This window comes from Chitinivorax sp. PXF-14, assembly GCF_040812015.1.
Lineage (GTDB): Bacteria > Pseudomonadota > Gammaproteobacteria > Burkholderiales > SCOH01 > JBFNXJ01.
Map to the genome: position 1 here is coordinate 196,498 of NZ_JBFNXJ010000002.1, position 19,167 is coordinate 215,664.

Below are 19,167 nucleotides of genomic sequence, written 5' to 3' on the forward strand. Positions count from 1 at the left end.
CTGAGGTATCCGCGCCACGGGCACGCGCATGATGCTCGCCGGGCACCCGCGTCGCCAGATTCTCCGGGCTCAGCGCCTGGGTCAGGTCCCCCATCTCGGGCTGGCCGTTGGCCTTGAGTGCGGCCTGCCGAGCCACCATGCCGGGCAAGGGCGCCAGATCGAAGCGGTTGCTCAGGAACCACAGGATGGACGTCGTATCGTAGGGCGTCGCATCCACATGATTGCGCCGCGCAAACGGCGAGATGATGATCGCCGGCACACGGCTGCCCGGCCCCCAGCGGTCACCCTTGGGCGGCGCCACATGGTCCCAGAAGCCGCCATTCTCGTCGTAGGTGACGACGATCATCATGGTCTTCCACTGCGGGCTCTGGATCAGCTTGCTCACCAGGCCGGCGATGTGCTGGTCGCCGTTCGCCACGTCGGCATAGCCGGGATGCTGATTCAAGTCCCCCTGCGGCTTGTAGAACGACACCGCTGGCAGCTTGCCCTGCTCGATATCCCTGATGAAATCGTCGCCATCCTTGAGATGCTGGACGCGTGCCGCGGAGCCCGGCGCATAGCGTTCGAAGTAGTTGAACGGCTGGTGATGCGCCTGGAACTTGGGCGGGGCATCGCCGTAGATCGCGCTGCGATCGGCCAGCGCCTTGTTCCAGCCGCCGGCATACCAGGCCCATGAAATGTTCTTGTCGGACAGGCGATCGCCGATCGTCAGCTGTTTTTGCGGCGGCAGGGTCTGGTCGCTCGCGGGGTCGGCGAACTCGGCGTCGCCCCCTGCCGCCGGCTTCACCGACGACGGCTGATAGGCCGGCTGCATCGTGTTGACGGCGTAGCCATCCGGCGTCAACGCCCCGTCGCGCACGAACCGAGGCTTGGCATCCCGCGCCGAGCCCAGGCCTGGCGCCACGCTCAGCGATATCCCGTCGGATTCGACGACGGCCAGCCGCCCCTTGGCCGGGCTATTGGCCGCATCAGGGTAGATCGGCGTGCAGGCGCAGACCAGCCACTGGTGGTTGAGGAAAGAGCCGCCGAACGCGCTCATGAAAAAATGATCGGCTAGCGTGAACTGCTTGGCCCAGGCCCACATCGCCTGCTTGCTGCCATCGTAATAGCCCATGACCAGCCCACCCGCATCGGACCACGCGGCAAAGCGGTCATTCCTGCCGCCATTGAGCTGCATCTGGTGCTGATAGAAGCGGTGCACCAGGTCACGTGTTTCCACCGTCAGGGGCTGATTGAAGCCCTGCGGGTCGTCGATGCGGAACGGCGCATTGGCCAGCGACAGGGTCTTGTCCTCCGCCACCTGCGCGTTGAGCCCGCCCCAGATCGGCGGCAGCATGGCCAGCGGCTTGCCGTCGCGATCGGTCTGCAGGCTCTGGCCGGGCTTGGCCTGCAGCACGCCGTCGGCGCCGGGGAACAGGCCATAGAGATTATCGAAACTGCGATTCTCGCCGTAGATCACCACGACGTTCTTGATGCGGGACAGGTTGAGCGGCGCCGCCAGGGCAAAAGGTGCGGGCAGCAAGGTAGCCAGGGCCATGGGCAGGCCCAGCCACCAGGAAATGTGGCGATTCATGGTTGATTCGATCCTCTTTGCGTGACAGCCCGGCAACGCCGGATGCGCGTACTGCGTCAGGCCAGGCTGGTTGAGACTGCTACGAGCCCTGCCGCGAAGGAGCGCCACGGCAGCAGCCGGGCCGGATGTCGGGCAGGAAACGGGACGTAACGGCAGTCTTGAATAGGCGTGTTATGGATTACCCGGCAGTTTAGTAGTTCCCGGCCCCCGCGCAAAGCCCGCGCCAGGCCTTTCTCCGCGGCCAATGGGGGTGTCAGCACAAATCATCAGGTGATGACCGCGGGCCGGCGCTAGAGTGGGCCGACCACACCAAGGAGATCCCTCATGCGCGACCTGGACCTGCTCGTCATCGGCGGCGCCGGCATCGATACCATCGTGCACGTCGACAGCCTGCCCGTGCCCGCCGCCGATTCGATCCACGTCCCGCCGATCCGCGACTATGTCGCCCACACCGGCAACGGCGTGGCCCTGGCCAGCCACACGCTCGGGCTCAGGACGCAGTTTCTCGACATCATCGGCGACGACCGCGAAGGACGCCTGATCCTCGAACGCTACGCCACCACCGGTCTGGCCTTCGGCTTTCAGCTCCACCCGGCCGGCACGCGCCGCAGCGTCAACCTGGTGGACAAGCACGGGCGCCGGCAATCGTTCTACGACGGCCGCCACCCCGATGGCCTGCGGCTACCGGAAGACCTATACAGGCCACACCTGGAACGGGCTCGCCATGCCCACTTCTCGATCATGGATTGGGCCCGCCACCTCTACGACGACGCGCAGGCGCTGGGCGTGCCGGTATCGACCGACCTGCACGACTGGGACGGCATTAACCCCTACCACCTGGACTTCGCGCTGCACTCCGAGCTGGTCTTCGTCAGTGGCGCCAACCTGCGGGATAACAGGCAACACGTGGTGGGCAGGCTATTGCGCGATGGCCGAGCGGCCGCGGTGATCGTCATGGACGGTGAGCGCGGCAGCCATTACGCCACGCGCGAACAGCCGAGCCTGCAGCGCGTCCCGATCTCCCCGCCACCGGGCACCGTCGTCGACAGCAACGGCGCCGGCGACTCGTTCGTCGCGGCCTTCCTCTGGGCACGCCTCGGTGGCGCCGGCTGGCGCAGCGCCATGGAGGCCGGCGCAATAGCCGGCGCCTTTGCCTGCACCCAGCATGGTACGCATGAGCATTTCATCAATGCTACGGCACTTGTCAGTGCCTTGGGCCAGGCCACGGCATAAGGCTAGGGGTAGGCCGCAGATAAGTGCTCGCCGGCGTTCCGACCCGCAAGCGGGCCGGATAAGACGCTGATGTAGGCACGCCTGCGGCCCATGCTGCGGATGGGCCTCAGATAAGTGCTCGCCGGCGTCCCGACCCGCGAGCGGGTCGGGACGCTCGGCGGCACTAAAAAAAGATGCCGCGCTTTTTTGGGCGCGGCGAATCATCGATGGCGTGTTCGGGGTACAAACACGCCATCAGCCAACAGTGAGGTGATTCAGGCGAAGATTTCGCCCTTTGCGGCCTTGTCCCGGAGCAAGGCTGGCGGTGCGAAGCGGGCGCCATGCTTGGCGGCCAGCGCGTCGGCGCGCTGCACGAAGGCAGCCAGGCCATACTGGTTGACGTATTGAATCGCGCCGCCCGTCCACGGTGCGAAGCCGATGCCGAAGATCGAGCCGATATTGGCGTCGCGCACGGTCTCCAGCACGCCTTCCTCGAAACAACGGATGGTCTCGATGGCCTGGATGAACAGGATGCGGTCGACCATCTCCTGCAGGTCCACTGCGCCCGCCCGGGTGCCGAACAGCTCGTTCAGCCCCGCCCACAGGTGCTTCTTGCCGCCGTCTGCCGGGTAGTCGTAGAAGCCCGCCCCTGCTGCCTTGCCGGCACGTTTTTGCTGCTTGAGCATCGTCTCGGCCACGGCCTCGGCCGGGTGGCCCGGGTAGGGCTTGCCCTCGGCCTCGAAATCAGCTCGGGCCTGCGAGGCGATGTGGTCGACCAGCGACAGGCTGACCTCGTCGGTGATCGCCAGCGGGCCGACCGGCATGCCGGCCTTGAGCGCCGCCATCTCGATCGCCGATGCCGGCAGGCCTTCGCCGAGCATCGCCATGCCTTCGTTGACGAAGGTGCCGAACACGCGGCTGGTGAAGAAGCCACGGCTGTCGTTGACGACGATCGGTGTCTTGCCGATCTGCAGCACGAAGTCGAAGGCGCGCGCCAGGGTCTCGGGCGAGGTCTTCTCGCCCTTGATGATCTCGACCAGCTCCATCTTGTCGACCGGCGAGAAGAAATGCAGGCCGATGAAGTGTTCGGACGTGGCCGATGCGCGGGCCAGGCCGGTGATCGGCAGCGTCGAGGTGTTCGACGCGACGACGGCGTTCGGCGCGAGGTATTTCTCGGCTTCCTGTGTCACCTTGGCCTTGAGCTCGCGGTTCTCGAACACCGCCTCGATCACCAGGTCGCAGCCGGCGAAATCGGCCGCATCGGTGGTCGGCTGGATCAGGCTCAGCGTTTCGTTCGCCTTGTCCTGCGACAGCTGGCCACGGCTCACCTTCTTGTCGAGCAGCTTCCGGGTGTAGCTCTTGCCCTTCTCGGCGGCCTCGATCGCGACATCCTTCAGCACCACCGGCACATTCCTGCTGGCGCAGGCGTAAGCGATCCCCGCGCCCATCATGCCGGCGCCGAGCACGGCGACCTTGCTCGCCTTCCATGGCTGCACGCCTTGCGGGCGGCTGCCGCCGGCCTTGATCTCGTTGAGCTGGAACCAGAAGGTGCCGATCATGTTCTTCGACACCTGGCCGGTCGCCAGCTTGACGAAGTAGCGCGACTCGATGCGGCTCGCGGTGTCGAAATCGACCTGCGCGCCCTCGACCGCCGCCGCCATGATCGCTTCCGGCGCCGGGTAGCAGCCGTGCGTCTTGGCGGTCAGCATGGCCGGTGCGATAGCCAGCATCTGCGCCACCTTCGGGCTCGACGGCGTGCCGCCCGGCAGCTTGTAGCCGTCGGCATCCCACGGCTGCCTGGCGGCCGGGTTGGCCAGCACCCAGGCGCGGGCCTTGGCGAGCAGCTCGTCCCTGTCCGCCGCCAGCTCATCGACGATGCCGGCGTCGAGTGCCTGTTTCGGGCGCAGGCGCTTGCCTTCCATCAGGTAGGGGAAGGCGGCCTGCAGGCCCAGCATGCGCACCAGCCGGGCCACCCCGCCGCCGCCGGGCAGCAGGCCCAGCGTGACTTCGGGCAGGCCGAGCTGAATCTTCGGGCTGTCGATGGCGATGCGGCGATGGCAGGCGAGCGCGATTTCGAGCCCGCCGCCGAGCGCGGCACCGTTGATCGCGGCCACCACCGGCTTGCCCAGCTTTTCCAGCCGGCGCAGTTGCTGCTTCAGCCCCTCGACCATCTGAAAGAAGGCGTCGGCATGCTCGGGCGTGGCCTGGATCAGCTCGTTCAGGTCGCCGCCGGCGAAGAAGGTCGATTTGCCCGAGGTCAGGATCACCCCGGCGATCTGCTCCTTTTCCTGCTCCAGGCGGTCGATCGTCACCCCCATCGCCTCGCGGTAGGTGGCGTTCATGGTATTGGCCGATTGGCCGGGCAGGTCCATCGTCAAGGTGACGATGCGGTCCTGATCGATGTCATAACGGATTGCGTTGGTCATTTGTCTCTTTCTCCCGGATTACGTGAAGGATTCTGGCGGGGCGCTTGCCAGCAAGGCACCGGCGACGAGGCCATGCACAGGCACGGCGCGGAGCCGACGATGCGGCCGACAAGGCGATCGCACGAAAGCCGACACGTAATCACACGCGTTCGATGATGGTGGCGATGCCCATGCCGCCACCGACGCACAGCGTCGCCAGGCCGCGCTTCAGGTTGCGGCGCTCGAGCTCGTCGAGCAGCGTGCCGAGGATCATCGCGCCGGTCGCGCCCAGCGGATGCCCCATGGCGATCGCGCCACCATTGACGTTGACTTTCTCGGCCGGCACGTTCAGTTCGTTCATGAAGCGCATCACCACGGCGGCGAAGGCCTCGTTGACCTCGAACAGGTCGATGTCGTCCACGCTCAGGCCTGCTTTCGCCAGCGCCTTGCGCGTGGCCGGCGCGGGGCCAGTCAGCATGATGGTTGGGTCGGTGCCGGTAAGTGCGACCGAGACGATGCGCGCACGCGGCGTGAGGCCAAGCTGCCTGCCCTTCTGCTCGCTGCCGATCAGCACCAGCGCCGCGCCATCCACGATGCCGGACGAGTTGCCGGCATGGTGCACATGGTTGATGCGCTCGACATGCGCATACTTTTGCAGCGCCACCACGTCAAAGCCCATCTGCCCCATCATTTCGAACGACGGGTTGAGCTTGGCCAGGCCGTCGGCCGTGGTGGTCGGCTTGATGAACTCGTCTTCGGCGAGGATGGTGATGCCGCTGGCGTCGCGCACCGGCACGATCGACTTGCTGAAATGGCCGGCGGCACGCGCGGCGGCGGCCTTCTGCTGCGAAGCGACGGCAAAGGAATCGACATCATGGCGGCTGTAGCCATCGAGCGTCGCGATCAGGTCGGCGCCGATGCCCTGCGGCACGAAATCGGTATCGAGACTGGTCTGCGGGTCCATCGCCCAGGCGCCGCCGTCCGAGCCCATGGCAACGCGCGACATCGACTCGACACCGCCGGCGACGATCAAGTCTTCCCAGCCCGAGCGCACCTTCTGCGCGGCCATGTTGACCGCTTCAAGGCCCGAGGCGCAGAAACGGTTGATCTGCACGCCGGCTGCGTTCCAGTCCCAGCCTGCGGCGAGCGCGGCGGTCTTGGCGATGTCGGCACCCTGGTCACCCACCGGCGTCACGCAACCGAGCACCACGTCCTCGACATGCGCCGTGTCAAATTGGCCGTTACGCGCGGTCAGCGCCTGCATCAGCCCGGTCAGCAGGGTGATCGGCTTCACCTCGTGCAGCGAACCGTCCTTCTTGCCCTTGCCCCGCGGGGTTCGGATGGCATCGAAAATGAATGCCTCGGTCATCGTTGTTCTCCTCGTTGCAATCAAGTTGTACCGGCACTCAGCCCGGCAACGCTGGCCCACTCTATCTTAGGCGGCCCTGACGGCTAATGACGCGATGCGCCAAAGTGGCTGGCAAAAAAGACCAGCAGGAAAATTTCTGGTTAGAACGATTGCGGATTTCATCACCATTTGGGCTGCCGCCTTGCCCGCCTTCTGCTACCATTCATCGCGATGGGATACAACACTAGTCAACGCACACTTGCCGGCCAGGTCACCGACCTGCTGCGGCAGGAAATTCTGAGCGGCCGCCTGCGCGATAGCGAGGTGTTGCCCCAGGTCGAGCTGGCACGCCGCTACGGCGTATCGACGATCCCGCTGCGCGAGGCGCTGAAAACGCTGGAGACCGAAGGGTTCGTGACGTTCCACTCGTTCCAGGGGGCGTTTGTCGCGCCGCTGACGGTGCGCGAATTGTCCGAGCTCGGCCGCATCCACACGGCGCTCGAATGCGAGGCGCTGCGCCAGGGCGTGCGCAAGATGAGCGAAGCGTCGATCGAGGCCGCCGCCGCAGTCGCCGAGCGCATTCCGGGGGAAATCGACCCGCTCAAGCGCTACCAGCTGGCCATGCAGTACCACGACACGCTGTATGCCGAGCTCGAGATGCCGCTGTTGTTCACCATGATCAAGCAGGTATCGACACGCAGCCAGCGCTACCTGGCGACCTATATGGAGCTCGCCAAGCGCTATGGCCCACCCCCAGTGACGCGCCTCGACGTGATCGCGGCCTGCCGCAAGCGCGATTCGGAAGCCGCCGCCGCGGCCTTCACCGAATTCATGATGCGACTGGTCGGCTTTCTGGTGTATTACGCCGAAGACTGGCAAAAGCCGCCACTGATGCCGAAAAAACCGCAAAAAGTGCGCAAATGACCGTGAGGCCGCCCCAACAGGCGGCCTTGTCTTTTGGCCGGCAGGCACTGCAGCGGCGAAATCTGAGGCTATCCGTCGCTATGCACGTGGCATGGCTTGTGGCGCAATCTGCCCTTCCCCATCCAAGAAAGCTGCCATGTCCTATCGCTATTGCCCGCAATGCGCGGCCGAGCTGAAACACCGTGAAATCGGCGGCGCCCTGCGCCAGGCCTGCCCCGCCTGCGATTTCGTGTTCTGGAACAACCCGACGCCGGTCGTCGCGGTCATCGTCGAAACTGCCGACGGCGTGGTGCTCGCCCGCAACGCTGCTTGGCCCGAGGGCCTGTTCTCGGTCATCACCGGCTTTCTCGAAGCGAACGAACAGCCGGAGGAATGCGCGATCCGCGAGGTGAAGGAGGAGCTGAACCTCGACGCCGGCCCGGCGAGCTTCGTCGGCTATTACCCGCTCTACCGCCGCAACCAGCTGATCCTCGCCTTCCACGTCGAAGCCAGCGGCGAGCTCAGGCTCAACGAGGAGCTGATCGACTACAAGCTGATCCCGGTCGACAAGCTCAAAGGCTGGGATTCGGTGACCGGCCAGGCGGTGTGGGACTGGCTGGCACGGCGCGGGCAGCCGGCGGCCTTGGCTGACACGGCTCGCGGCTGAGCGGGTCGGCCGCCATTGCGGCAAACGGGGCAGACGGCAATCCAGCCGCCCCATGCAGCGGCACGACTTTGTGGCTACCCTACCTAGGCCTGTAGTCACCCCGCCAGACGGTGTGCTGGCAGCTATCGCCATTCATGAGGACCGGCCTCCAGACCCGATCAGCGCTTGCCATCGCCACCCCAGAAGCAGCGCTCGATCAAGCCAGCGGCGTTTGCACTCAGCCAGCCAGGGCCAGCAGGCCAGTCAGCAACAGCAACGGTACATATGGAAACGCCACCGTCGGCCGCAGCGCGTTCTTCACATACTCGGCCAGCAGCCCTGCGGTACCGGGCCGCCCGGCGAGCCATTCAGAATGCAGCTGGCAGGCGGCGGCCGGCGCGGCGGCGCGCAGGACCTGCTCGATACGCAGGATGCGCTCGCCCAGGCGCGATTGCGAGGTACGCAAGATGCCCTCCTGCAACCACAGCACCAGCAGGAGGGACGCGGCACTCCAGATGGGCAGCGCCAGCGGGCTGGCAGCGGCGAGCGCGACAGCGGCCAGCTTGATCAACAGGGCGTTGCGTTCATGCTGCTCGTGGTGGTTCTGCAGCGTATGCCATTCCTGCTGCAAGGCTTGATCGGGGGTGTTGGGCATGCTGGATTTCCGGTATCGCGGGCCATACGGTATTCAGGAGAAGCGCCCGGCGTAGCGGTGAAGGCCGCGCCGGTGCTCGATTGCGGGCATTCTACCGAAAGGCTTATTTTGCCGCTTCGCGCGCGGCAGGCAGCATGGCCCACAGCCGCTGGGCCAGCTCGGGGTGGGCGGCGTAGAAATCGCGGGAAAACACCAGGTAGTAAGGCTAGGTGACCAGCGGAGGATCGACGCGCTCGATGGCGTCCTCATATTCCCGGCGGCTGGCAATCGTCTGCATGCCGTCGCTGGTCAGCAGTGCGGCGCCGTCCAGCCTGCCCGCCAGCAGCTTGTGCAGGATGACTTCGATATTGCGGCTGCTGTCGTCAACGGTGACCTTGGCAGCATGCAGCTGGTCGATGATGGAATAACCCGATTGCGCGCCGATCATGCCCTGCACATGACTGAACTGCCGGCCATCCCAGCCGGGCTGGCTGCCGCGCAGACGGAACAGGCTGTAGCCGTCGGTGCGGACGCGCAACGCCGGGTCGGGCTCGCCACCCTTCATCGGGAATACGCCGATTGCCTGCCTCGACGGCTTGAAACTGACCGCGAATGCGCCATCCCAGAGATTGGCCTGCAGCTCGGCCAGGCAACGCTTCCACGATCGGCCGACCAGTTGGAAATGGACGCCGGCCAGCTGTTCGAGTTGCCGCACGATGACAAAGCTCAGGCCCTGCTGCTGGCGCTCGGGATCACGCCAAGTCGCGCCCTCCTCCTCGTCGTGGCACAGGCGGAGGGTATCGGCGCCCGCCGTGCCCGCCGCCGCCAGCACGATGCCGGCAGCGATGCACCGCAGGCGGGATGTGTGAGACGCAAGCATCGGCAGCTCCGGCCATCACCATCCTTCATCATAGCCAATGCAGCAGCCCGCGCAGGCGGCTTGACCCGGCATCAGGCCATCAACGCGGTGGCTGCTCACTGCCCACCGCTCAGCGCGCGCCAGAATAGGCGTGAAAGCCGTCGAACTGGGCCTTGCCGATCGCCAGGCCGTGACTGCGCAGGATCAGGTAGGCCGTGGTCAGGTGGAAAAAGAAATTGGGCAGCGCGTACTGGGTCAGAAACTCAGCACCGTTGAGGGTGAGCACGGCATCGCCGGCGCGCTCCTCGATCTGGCGCGAGGCGCTCGCCGCAAAGCGGGCGGGCTCAAGCGCCCCGAGCAGTTGGGCCGCGCGCGACAACCGGGCACGCAGGCCGTCGAACGTCGCCGGGAAATCGCCATACGGCGGCACGGCCTCGCCCGCCAGCGGGAAGCAGGCACGCAGGGCGAAGTTGGCGACGATCTGCACCTGCGTCTCGAACGGCAGCATGTTCGGGGCCAGACGCGCCTGCAGCAGCGCATCGGCGCCGAGCTGCCGCGCCTGGACATCGGTTTCGGCGATGTCGAGCAGGCCGGCCAGTTGTCCCAGATAGCGCTGGAACACCGGCACCGAGGCCGCGTACAGGTCCACCGGCAGCACCTAGGCCTGCAGCACCTTGGCGAGGTAGTGGCCGGTATAGCTGTGCGGGTTCTGCGCGACCTGCTCCGGCGTGCCGCTGGCGATGATCTTGCCGCCGCCCTCGCCGCCTTCGGGGCCAAGGTCGACGATCCAGTCCGCAGTCTTGATCACGTCGAGGTTGTGCTCGATGACGACGACGCTGTTGCCGTGCTCGGTCAGGCGTTGCAGCACCTTGAGCAACAGGTCGATGTCGTGGAAGTGCAGGCCGGTGGTCGGCTCGTCGAGGATGTAGAGCGTGCGCCCGGTATCGCGCTTCGATAGCTCCAGCGCGAGCTTGACGCGTTGTGCCTCGCCGCCGGACAGCGTGGTCGCGCTCTGGCCCAGCCGGATATAGCCCAGGCCCACGTCAAGCAAGGTCTGCAGCTTGCGTGCGACGGTCGGCACGGCGCTGAAGAATTCGTGCGCCTGCTCCACCGTCATTTCCAGCACCTCGTGGATGCTCTTGCCCTTGTACTGCACCTCGAGCGTCTCGCGGTTGTAGCGCTTGCCGTGGCAGACGTCGCACGGCACGTAGACATCGGGCAAGAAGTGCATCTCGACCTTGATCACGCCGTCGCCCTGGCAGGCCTCGCAGCGGCCGCCCTTGACGTTGAAGCTGAAGCGGCCCGGGCCGTAGCCGCGTTCGCGCGCGGCCGGCACGCCGGCGAACAGCTCGCGGATAGGCGTGAACAGGCCGGTGTAGGTGGCCGGGTTGGAGCGCGGCGTGCGGCCGATCGGCGACTGGTCGACGTTGATCACCTTGTCGAACAGCTCCAGCCCTTCGATCGCGTCGTGCGGCGCAGGCTCCAGGTTCGAGCCATAGAGATGGCGCGCCACTGCGGCGTACAGCGTGTCATTGATCAGCGTGGACTTGCCCGAGCCCGATACGCCGGTGATGCACACCAGGAGGCCGGCCGGGATCTCCAGCGTGGTCTTCTTCAGGTTGTTGCCAGTGGCGTTGAGCACGCGCAGCATGCGCGCCGGATCGGGTGCACGGCGGGTTTCCGGCACGTGGATCTTGCGCTTGCCGGAGAGGAACTGGCCGGTGCTCGACGCGGGGTTGGCCATGATCTCCTCGGGCGTGCCGATGGCGATGATCTCGCCGCCGTGTTCGCCGGCGCCCGGCCCCATGTCGACCACGAAATCGGCGGCGCGGATCGCGTCCTCGTCGTGCTCGACGACGATCACCGTGTTGCTGAGGTTCTTCAGGTGCTGCAGTGTCGCCAGCAGGCGGTCGTTGTCGCGCTGGTGCAGGCCGATCGACGGCTCGTCGAGCACGTACATCACGCCGGTCAGGCCGGAGCCGATCTGGCTTGCCAGCCGGATGCGCTGCGCCTCGCCGCCCGACAGCGTATCGGCCGAGCGGTCGAGCGACAGGTAGTCGAGGCCGACATTGACGAGGAACTGCAGCCGATCGGCGATCTCCTTGACGATCTTCTCGGCGACGGCGGCCTTGGCGCCTTCGAACTGCGTGTCTTCAAAGAATTTGCGCGAATTGCGCAGCGCCATCTGGTTCAGCTCGTGCAGGTTCTTGCCGCCGACGCGCACATAGCGCGCTTCCTTGCGCAGGCGCGAGCCGCCGCAGCTCGGGCAGGCTTGCGCGTTCTGGTATTTGGACAGCTCCTCGCGCACCGCGACCGAGTCGGTCTCGCGATAGCGGCGCTCAAGGTTGGGAATGATGCCCTCGAAGCTGTGCACGCGCTCGAACTTGCTGCCGCGCTCGTTCATGTAGATGAACGGGATCTCTTCCTTGCCCGAGCCGTAGAGCACCACTTTCTGCACCTCGGCGGGCAGCTCCTCGAACGGCGTGTCGATATCGAATTCATAATGCTTGGCGAGGCTCGTCAGCATCTGGAAATAGAACTGGTTGCGCTTGTCCCAGCCCTTGATGGCGCCCGCGGCTAGGCTCAGGTGCGGAAATTCGGCCACGCGCTTGGGGTCGAAGAAGCTCATATTGCCGAGCCCGTCGCACTTGGGGCAGGCGCCCATCGGGTTGTTGAACGAGAACAGCCGTGGCTCCAGCTCCGGCAGGCTGTAGCTGCATACCGGGCAGGCGAACTTGGCCGAGAACCAGTGCTCGCGGCCGCCATCCATCTCGACCGCAATCGCGCGGCCATCGGCATGGCGCAGCGCGGTCTCGAACGATTCGGCGAGGCGCTGCTTCATGTCGGGGCGGACCTTGAGCCGGTCGACCACCGCTTCGATCGTGTGTTTCTTGTTCTTGTCGAGCTTGGGCACCTGGTCGATGTCGTACACCTCGCCGTCGACCCGCAGCCGCACGAAGCCCTGGGCGCGCAGCTCGTCGAACAGGTCGAGATTCTCGCCCTTGCGGCCGATCACCAGCGGCGACAGGATCATCAGCTTGGTCTCTTCCGGCAGCGCCAGCGCGTGGTCGACCATCTGGCTCACCGTCTGCGACTCCAGCGGCTGCTCGTGGTCGGGGCAGTAAGGCGTGCCGACGCGCGCGAACAACAGGCGCAGGTAGTCGTGGATCTCGGTGACGGTGCCGACGGTCGAGCGCGGGTTGTGGCTCGTGGCCTTCTGCTCGATCGAGATCGCCGGGCTCAGGCCCTCGATCAGGTCGACATCGGGCTTCTCCATCAGCTGCAGGAACTGCCGCGCATAGGCCGACAGCGACTCGACATAGCGGCGCTGGCCCTCGGCGTAGAGCGTGTCGAAGGCCAGCGAGGACTTGCCGGACCCCGACAGGCCGGTGACCACGATCAGTTTCAGTCGCGGCAGGTCGAGATTGATGTTCTTCAGATTGTGGGTGCGTGCACCACGGATGCGGATGAGGTCGTTCATTGCGGAGCGGGAGCCGGTCAACTCGATGGGGGCCGCCTGCGTTAACCAGGCCAGTGAGCCGGTTTGAAGCAGGCCAATCTGCTAATATACCGGACTTCGTTTGCCCATTCCATTCAGTACGCAGCCCGCCCTATGAAGTCTTCCCCGCTATCCGCGTTCGAGCTGAGAGCCAGCGCGAGCCTTGCCGGCATCTACAGCCTGCGCATGTTCGGCATGTTCCTGATCCTGCCAATCTTTGCGCTCTACGCCCCCCAGCTCAAGGGCGGCGACAACCATGCGCTGGTCGGCATCGCGCTGGGCGCCTATGGCCTGACCCAGGCCATCCTGCAACTGCCGTTCGGCATGCTGTCGGACCGCATCGGGCGCAAGAAGGTGATCTACCTTGGCCTGGTGCTGATGGCCATCGGCAGCCTGATCTGCGCCTCGGCCGACAACATCTACGTGATGATCGCCGGCCGCGCCGTGCAGGGCGCCGGCGCCATCTCGGCCGCAATCACCGCCTTGCTGGCCGACCTCACACGCGAGGAACACCGCACCCAGGCCATGGCCATGATCGGCATGTCGATCGGCCTCACCTTCGCAGCCTCGCTCGCGGCTGGGCCGGCGATGTACCACTACCTCGGCATGCCCGGCATCTTCGTGCTGATCGGCGTGCTGTCGATGGCGGCGCTGATCGGCGTGTGGAAGATCGTGCCGACGCCGACGCGCCTGAGCTTCCACTCCGACGCCGAGGCCAACCCCGCCACGCTCAAGGCGGTGCTGCGCGAGCCACAACTGCTGCGCCTCAACTACGGCATCTTCGCCCTGCACGCGGCGCAGATGGCGATGTTCACCGTCATGCCGCTGGTGCTCAAGAATACCGGCGGCCTCGACGCCAGCCAGCACTGGAAGGTCTACCTGCCGATCATGGCCGGCGCCTTCATCTTCATGATCCCGGCGATCATCTACGGCGAGAAGAAGGCCAGGCTCAAGCAGGTATTCGTCGCCGCGATCGGCATCATGCTCGCGGCGCAGGCCGGCATGGCGCTGGCGCTCGATTCGTTCTGGAACATCGTCGCGCTGCTGGCCTTGTATTTCCTCGCCTTCAACATACTCGAAGCCACCCTGCCCTCGCTGATTTCCAAGATCGCGCCGGCGCAGGCGAAGGGCACCGCCATCGGCGTGTATAATGCCACCCAATCCTTCGGCACCTTTCTCGGCGGCGCGCTCGGCGGCTGGCTCTACAAGCATTACGGCACGCCGGCCGTATTCGGCATGTGCAGCACGCTGATGCTGGGCTGGCTCGTGATCGCGAGCTCGATGCAAGCGCCGCTGCCGGTCAAGACGCAGATGTTCCACATCGGCGACGACTGGCAAGGTGACCCGCAGGAACTATCGAAACGACTTGGCGCGCTCCGCGGCGTAAAAGAGGCCGTGGTGATCGCGCAGGAGCGCGTCGCCTACCTCAAGGTCCTGCAGCAGGACTGGGACGAAGCGGGCGTATTGAAATTGATTCAGGAGACAAACTAGATGGCATCGTTGAACAAGGTCATGCTCATCGGCAACCTCGGCCGCGACCCGGAAGTGCGCTACATGCCCTCCGGCGACGCAATGGCCAACGTCGCGCTGGCCACCACCGACAGCTGGAAAGACAAGAACGGCGACAAGCAGGAAAAAACCGAATGGCACCGCGTGGTGTTCTTCGGCCGCCAGGCGGAGATCGTCGGCGAATACCTGAAGAAGGGTAGCTCGGTCTACATCGAGGGCCGCCTGCAGACGCGCAAGTGGCAGAACAAGGAAGGCCAGGATCAGTACACCACCGAAATCGTCGCCGACCGCATGCAGATGCTCGGTGGCCGTGGCGGCTCGGGTGGCGGTGGCGGCCAGGGCGGTGGCTACGATGATGGCGGCTACGACCAGATGGGCGGCGGCTCGTCATCCTCGCAGGGCAGCCGTGGCGGCCAGCAGCAGCGCTCGGCACCGGCCCCCAAGCCGGCAGCGCCGCAGAAGCCAGCCAGCTTCGACGATTTCGAGGACGACATCCCGTTCTAAACGGCGTCGCCCTGAGCGCACGATAAAATGGCCGGGCAACTCACGCTGCCCGGCCATTTTGCTTTGCGCCACCGGCTGGCGCCGCCCGCGACCCGGTGATAGGCCCCACGCTACGCCGTTGCCGGCAAGAACCAAGGAGACATGATGGAAGACCGCCTCACCGAACTCGAAATCAAGATCAGTTTCCAGGAAGAACTGCTGGAAGCCCTCAACGAGACCGTGATCCGCCAGCAGCAGCAGCTCGACCTGCTGCAAGGCCAGTTGCGCCTGCTGTACCAGCAGATCAAGGCCAATAGCGGCATTACCAGCGGCACGCCGCAGCAGGAAATCCCGCCCCATTATTGAGGCGCGCGAGTCGCTGGGGCGGTCGGGACGCCCCCACTGCAAATCGCCTCAGTGCTTGTGCATGGCCTCGGCATCGACATCGAGCGGCTCGACCTTGACCTCGACCTTCACCTCGCCCGCCCGTTCGAACTTGAGCGTGAGGGGCAGCTTCTGCCCTTGCTGTAACGGCGCCTTGAGCCCCATCAGCATGATGTGCAGGCCGCCCGGCTTGAACGTCACCGCCTCGCCGGCCGGCAGGCTCACCTGCGGCACCGGCCTCATCTTCGCCACGCCGTTGTCGATCACATGCGAATGCACTTCGACCTTGTCGGCCAGCTCGGGCCCACTGGCCGACAACAGGGTGTCGGCGTTCTTGCCGGTGTTGCGCACCTGCAGGTACACCGCGCCCGTCGTGGCGCCCGGCACGGTGGCACGAGCCCACGGGTGATCGATGCCAAGGTCGCCGGCCTTGTATTGATGGGCCTGGGCAAGCGAGCCCAATGCAAGGCAGGACGCCATTAGCAGGGACGACAGCAGACGGGATTTCATCATTGCTTTCCTTTCATGTTGCAGGGCCATGCCGGCCCCGCTGGGTAAATGCGATCATCCGGCCGCGCAGGCCGGCCAAACAAGCCCCCAAGACGGCAGACCGGAGTGCTGCCGCCACGCGCATCGTGGACGGCAGCGGGGGCCACGGACACTAGCGCCACATCCATTCGAGCCCGGCGTAGACGGCACGCCCATCGCCCGGCAGGAACTGGGCACTGTCGGTGCCCCTGGCGTCGGCGATGACGCCTGTTGCCGCCGCGTAACGTTTGTCCGACAGGTTGCGGGCATCGACGAACCACTGCCAGCGCTTGCCGACATGCTGCCCGAGCTTCAGCCCCCAGATCGCATACGGATCGGCGAACAGCGTGCCGGCCATGTCCACCGCGTAGCGCTGGGGCGACCAGTCGGCGTTGATGCCGGCGTACAGGCCGCTTCCCAGGTCCAGGCCCAGCTCCGTCTTGGAGAACTGGCGCGGCACGCCGGGCAGCCGGTTGTCGCCGTAGCTGGCGTTGGCTTCGAAGCGGAAATCATTGAACTGCCAGGCTTCGCGCAGCGTGACCGGCCCACGCGACCATTCGGCACCGAGCTCGACACCGCGATGCAGCGTCCGCGGCGCGTTGATCGTGCCCAGCGGCTGGCCGGCCGGCGTGTTGAGGCTCAGCAGCTCGTCCTTCAGCCGCGCCGAATACAGCGATATGTCCCAGCCCGCGTGTTCACCCCAGCGGCCGCGGCTGCCGATTTCCAGCGTCGTCGCGCGCTGTGCGGCGTTCTGGCTCACATTCACGCTGCCAGCCAGCTCACCGAACGACGGCGGCTCGTCACTGCGGCTGAGATTGCCAAACAGCTCGATGGCCGGTGTCAGCGCATAGCGCAGGCCCAGCTTGGGGCTGGCGCCGCGGTAGCTGGCGTCGAAGCTCTGGTCGCCATCGCTCAGGAAATGGTCGTCGAAACGCCGTTCGGCACGGGCCGACTGCACGCCGAGCGACAGCCACAGGCGTTCATCGAGGGCCAGCTGCTGTTCGGCGTATAGCTCCGTATTGCGCGCCAGCTGGTCGTTGAGGCCGGTGCGGGCACCGCGCTGGCCGGCGATATTGGCCCAGCGGTCTTCATGCGTGCTGCCGCGCGAGTAGAGCATGCCCAGCACGAGGCGCTGCGACAGGCCGCCGTAGTGGCCCTCGGTCTCCCAACGCAATTCGGCGCCGGCGTCGCGATTGCGCTGGTCCAGTACCTGGAAGATCGGGTGGAACAGCGTCTTGCCGCTAAAATAGGCCGACACGGTGAAGCGCCCGGCATCGCTGACGATAACGGTCCGGTTCGCCACGCGGCTCAGGTCGATGTCGCGCTTCTGGTTCAGCGCTAGGTTGCCGGCAGCCGCCTGGCGCGGATTGTCCACGAGCTGGGCGCGCGTCAGGTTGCCCGGCAGCTCGGAGTTGCTGTGCACGTCGGCGATGTAGAAACGCGTTTCCACCGCTGGGGCGACGCGCCAGCCCGCATTGGCGATCAGGCGCCGTGCATCCTGCACAGCATGGGTTCGGTAGCCATCCTGGCGGAAGCCGGCCAGCGAAACAAAGCCATCGAGGCCCCGGCTCTGGATGGCGCCCTGCAGCTGCTCGCGGCGGTAGCCAAAGGCACCGGCCTCGGCGCGCACGCCGCTGGCGGCATCGACACCGCTCGGCGACACGTAGTTGATCGCACCACCGAGCGTTGTCGCGCCATACTGCAAGGCATTGGCGCCGCGGTAGACGGTGACATAGCGCGTGGCCAGCGGCTCCAGCGCCTGGAAATCGAAGCTGCCGTCGGCCAGGTTGAGCGGCACGCCATCCTGCATCAGCTTGATGCCACGGCCATGAAAAGTGCGCTGCAGGCCGGAGCCACGGATCGACAGCCGCGCCTCCTCTGCGCCGAAGCGCGGCTGCACCAGCACGCCGGGCGAGAATTCGAGCGTGTCCTTCAGCGTCGCCACGCGGCCCGAGCGGAAGGACTCCGCGTCGACCACGTTGGCGCCGCCGGCCACGCTTGCGGCTTCCTCGCGCGCCGACTCGATGCCCGGCTGCGACAGCGCATGGCGGATCGCTGTACCAGTGACGATGATGGTATCGAGCGTGGGCTCGGCGGCAAAGGCGGTCGCGCTGCATAGGCCGGCAAACAGCAGGGCGTGATGGATAGGGGTAAGACGAAAAACGGAAGAACGATGCATCGCGTGTAAACCTTGTCCAGGCCACCGCACCGCAGGCATGGCTGCGGGCGGCGCCGATCATGAGATGGGTGGCGTGGGCGCGCTTAACGCGACCAGCCGGGACAAGGATGGAAAGACAAGCCGTGTCGCCGCGGGCCGATGCTAAACGCGCAGGGATGGCGAGGCGGCAGGCGGGCCGGTAGGCGGCGCGTGGCTGGCGAAGCTGAAGCCGGCCAGTGGGGCAGCGGCAGGCGGCAGCAGCGGCGCCGTACCGCCCAGCACGGGCATGGCCGGCGGCTGAGCGGGCAGTGGCGGCGCGGCGGTCAGGTGGCAGAGCGGGCAATGCTCACCATGCAAGGCCGGCAGATGCGATGCCGGCGGGGCCGGCTTGCCTGCCTTGTCGACACGGCAGATGCTAGACTGCAGGTCGAGCTGCCCGGCGGCATGGGCTGCCGAGATCGTCGGCGCCAGCACGAAAAACAGCAGCGACAGCAGCGCGAGCCAGGCTGCAATCGGGGTGCGGTGTCGTGCAGGCGTCTTCATGGGCGCCGATTATGGTCGAGCGCGGCGCAATCGGGCAAGCACGCTCGAACCGTTTGTCCGGGCACGATGGCGAAAATTATCCGATACTAAGCAAAGACCTTCTGCCGCGACGAGGCCGCCAGCCACGCCGTTGCGGGCAATTTCACATGAAAGGAGAGCAAGCCATGTCCAGCGAATCCAGCCTCGACAATGAAGCGCTGATCGGCGATCTGCGCAATGTACTGGCCGACACCGAGGCCATGCTCAAGGAGGTGGAGGCCGACACCAGCGCCGGCGCCGAGGCCTTGCGCATCAAGATCGCGGCCAACCTGCGCAACGCCAAGACCAAGCTGATCGAGGCCGAGCGCCTGGCCGCCGAAAAGGCACGCGCGGCCGCCAAGGCGACCGACGAGTATGTGCACGAACACCCGTGGCAGGCGGTCGGCGTCGCGGCCGGGGTCGGCTTCCTGCTTGGCCTGCTGGTATCGCGACGCTGACAGGCAA

Annotated in this window: 16 protein-coding genes and 1 pseudogene; 7 read left to right on the top strand and 10 right to left on the bottom strand. The window is 65.9% G+C overall.

What is annotated here, in order from left to right:
* Positions 1-73 precede the first annotated feature (73 nt).
* Positions 74-1,573 (bottom strand): annotated as a pseudogene (acpA, locus tag ABWL39_RS03685) (acid phosphatase); the annotation flags it as partial.
* Positions 1,574-1,897: 324 nt separating this feature from the next.
* Between acpA and ABWL39_RS03690 the strand changes: the two are divergent.
* Positions 1,898-2,806, top strand: a complete 909-nt coding sequence (locus ABWL39_RS03690) for a carbohydrate kinase family protein (RefSeq protein WP_367787252.1) — start codon at positions 1,898-1,900, stop codon at positions 2,804-2,806.
* A gap of 254 nt (positions 2,807-3,060) precedes the next feature.
* Here the strand turns inward: ABWL39_RS03690 and ABWL39_RS03695 are convergent, their stop codons facing one another.
* Positions 3,061-5,211 (bottom strand): 3-hydroxyacyl-CoA dehydrogenase NAD-binding domain-containing protein, encoded by a 2,151-nt coding sequence (locus tag ABWL39_RS03695; RefSeq protein WP_367787253.1) that lies wholly within the window; start codon positions 5,209-5,211, stop codon positions 3,061-3,063.
* A 139-nt stretch (positions 5,212-5,350) separates the two neighbouring features.
* Entirely contained in the window at positions 5,351-6,559 is a 1,209-nt protein-coding gene (locus ABWL39_RS03700) for an acetyl-CoA C-acetyltransferase (RefSeq protein ID WP_367787254.1), read from the bottom strand.
* A 210-nt stretch (positions 6,560-6,769) separates the two neighbouring features.
* On the opposite strand from ABWL39_RS03700, the gene ABWL39_RS03705 reads away from it, so the two are divergent.
* Positions 6,770-7,462 carry a GntR family transcriptional regulator gene (locus ABWL39_RS03705; RefSeq protein ID WP_367787256.1) on the top strand — a complete coding sequence of 231 codons (693 nt, stop codon included), beginning with the start codon at positions 6,770-6,772 and terminating at the stop codon, positions 7,460-7,462.
* Positions 7,463-7,598: 136 nt separating this feature from the next.
* A complete protein-coding gene (locus tag ABWL39_RS03710) occupies positions 7,599-8,108 on the top strand; it encodes an NUDIX domain-containing protein (RefSeq protein ID WP_367787258.1) in 510 nt (169 codons plus the stop codon).
* Between the two features lie 217 nt (positions 8,109-8,325).
* Here the strand turns inward: ABWL39_RS03710 and ABWL39_RS03715 are convergent, their stop codons facing one another.
* From ABWL39_RS03715 to uvrA, 4 genes are all read right to left on the bottom strand, one after another.
* Positions 8,326-8,742 (bottom strand): hypothetical protein, encoded by a 417-nt coding sequence (locus ABWL39_RS03715; RefSeq protein ID WP_367787260.1) that lies wholly within the window; start codon positions 8,740-8,742, stop codon positions 8,326-8,328.
* Between the two features lie 205 nt (positions 8,743-8,947).
* Complete coding sequence (locus tag ABWL39_RS03720; protein WP_367787262.1) at positions 8,948-9,601, bottom strand: amino acid ABC transporter substrate-binding protein; 654 nt, start codon at positions 9,599-9,601, stop codon at positions 8,948-8,950.
* Positions 9,602-9,710: 109 nt separating this feature from the next.
* Positions 9,711-10,229 carry a DUF1993 family protein gene (locus ABWL39_RS03725; protein WP_367787263.1) on the bottom strand — a complete coding sequence of 173 codons (519 nt, stop codon included), beginning with the start codon at positions 10,227-10,229 and terminating at the stop codon, positions 9,711-9,713.
* Between the two features lie 9 nt (positions 10,230-10,238).
* Entirely contained in the window at positions 10,239-13,061 is a 2,823-nt protein-coding gene (uvrA, locus tag ABWL39_RS03730; protein ID WP_367787265.1) for an excinuclease ABC subunit UvrA, read from the bottom strand.
* A gap of 132 nt (positions 13,062-13,193) precedes the next feature.
* Between uvrA and ABWL39_RS03735 the strand changes: the two genes are divergently transcribed.
* The 3 genes from ABWL39_RS03735 (at position 13,194) to ABWL39_RS03745 (ending at position 15,437) form a co-directional block, all read left to right on the top strand.
* Positions 13,194-14,570 (top strand): MFS transporter, encoded by a 1,377-nt coding sequence (locus tag ABWL39_RS03735; protein ID WP_367787267.1) that lies wholly within the window; start codon positions 13,194-13,196, stop codon positions 14,568-14,570.
* Complete coding sequence (gene ssb, locus ABWL39_RS03740; protein WP_367787269.1) at positions 14,571-15,092, top strand: single-stranded DNA-binding protein; 522 nt, start codon at positions 14,571-14,573, stop codon at positions 15,090-15,092.
* A 144-nt stretch (positions 15,093-15,236) separates the two neighbouring features.
* Positions 15,237-15,437, top strand: coding sequence for a SlyX family protein (locus ABWL39_RS03745; RefSeq protein ID WP_367787606.1), 201 nt, complete (start codon positions 15,237-15,239; stop codon positions 15,435-15,437).
* Positions 15,438-15,485: 48 nt separating this feature from the next.
* On the opposite strand, the gene ABWL39_RS03750 is transcribed toward ABWL39_RS03745, so the two are convergent.
* The 3 genes from ABWL39_RS03750 to ABWL39_RS03760 all read right to left on the bottom strand — a co-directional run bounded on the left by ABWL39_RS03750 (position 15,486) and on the right by ABWL39_RS03760 (position 18,684).
* Entirely contained in the window at positions 15,486-15,968 is a 483-nt protein-coding gene (locus ABWL39_RS03750) for a copper chaperone PCu(A)C (protein WP_367787270.1), read from the bottom strand.
* Between the two features lie 148 nt (positions 15,969-16,116).
* Complete coding sequence (locus ABWL39_RS03755) at positions 16,117-18,162, bottom strand: TonB-dependent receptor family protein (RefSeq protein ID WP_367787271.1); 2,046 nt, start codon at positions 18,160-18,162, stop codon at positions 16,117-16,119.
* Positions 18,163-18,303: 141 nt separating this feature from the next.
* Positions 18,304-18,684 (bottom strand): DUF2946 family protein, encoded by a 381-nt coding sequence (locus ABWL39_RS03760; protein WP_367787272.1) that lies wholly within the window; start codon positions 18,682-18,684, stop codon positions 18,304-18,306.
* A gap of 164 nt (positions 18,685-18,848) precedes the next feature.
* Here ABWL39_RS03760 and ABWL39_RS03765 point away from each other — a divergent pair, with 164 nt between their 5' ends.
* Entirely contained in the window at positions 18,849-19,160 is a 312-nt protein-coding gene (locus ABWL39_RS03765) for a YqjD family protein (RefSeq protein ID WP_367787273.1), read from the top strand.
* Positions 19,161-19,167 lie beyond the last annotated feature (7 nt).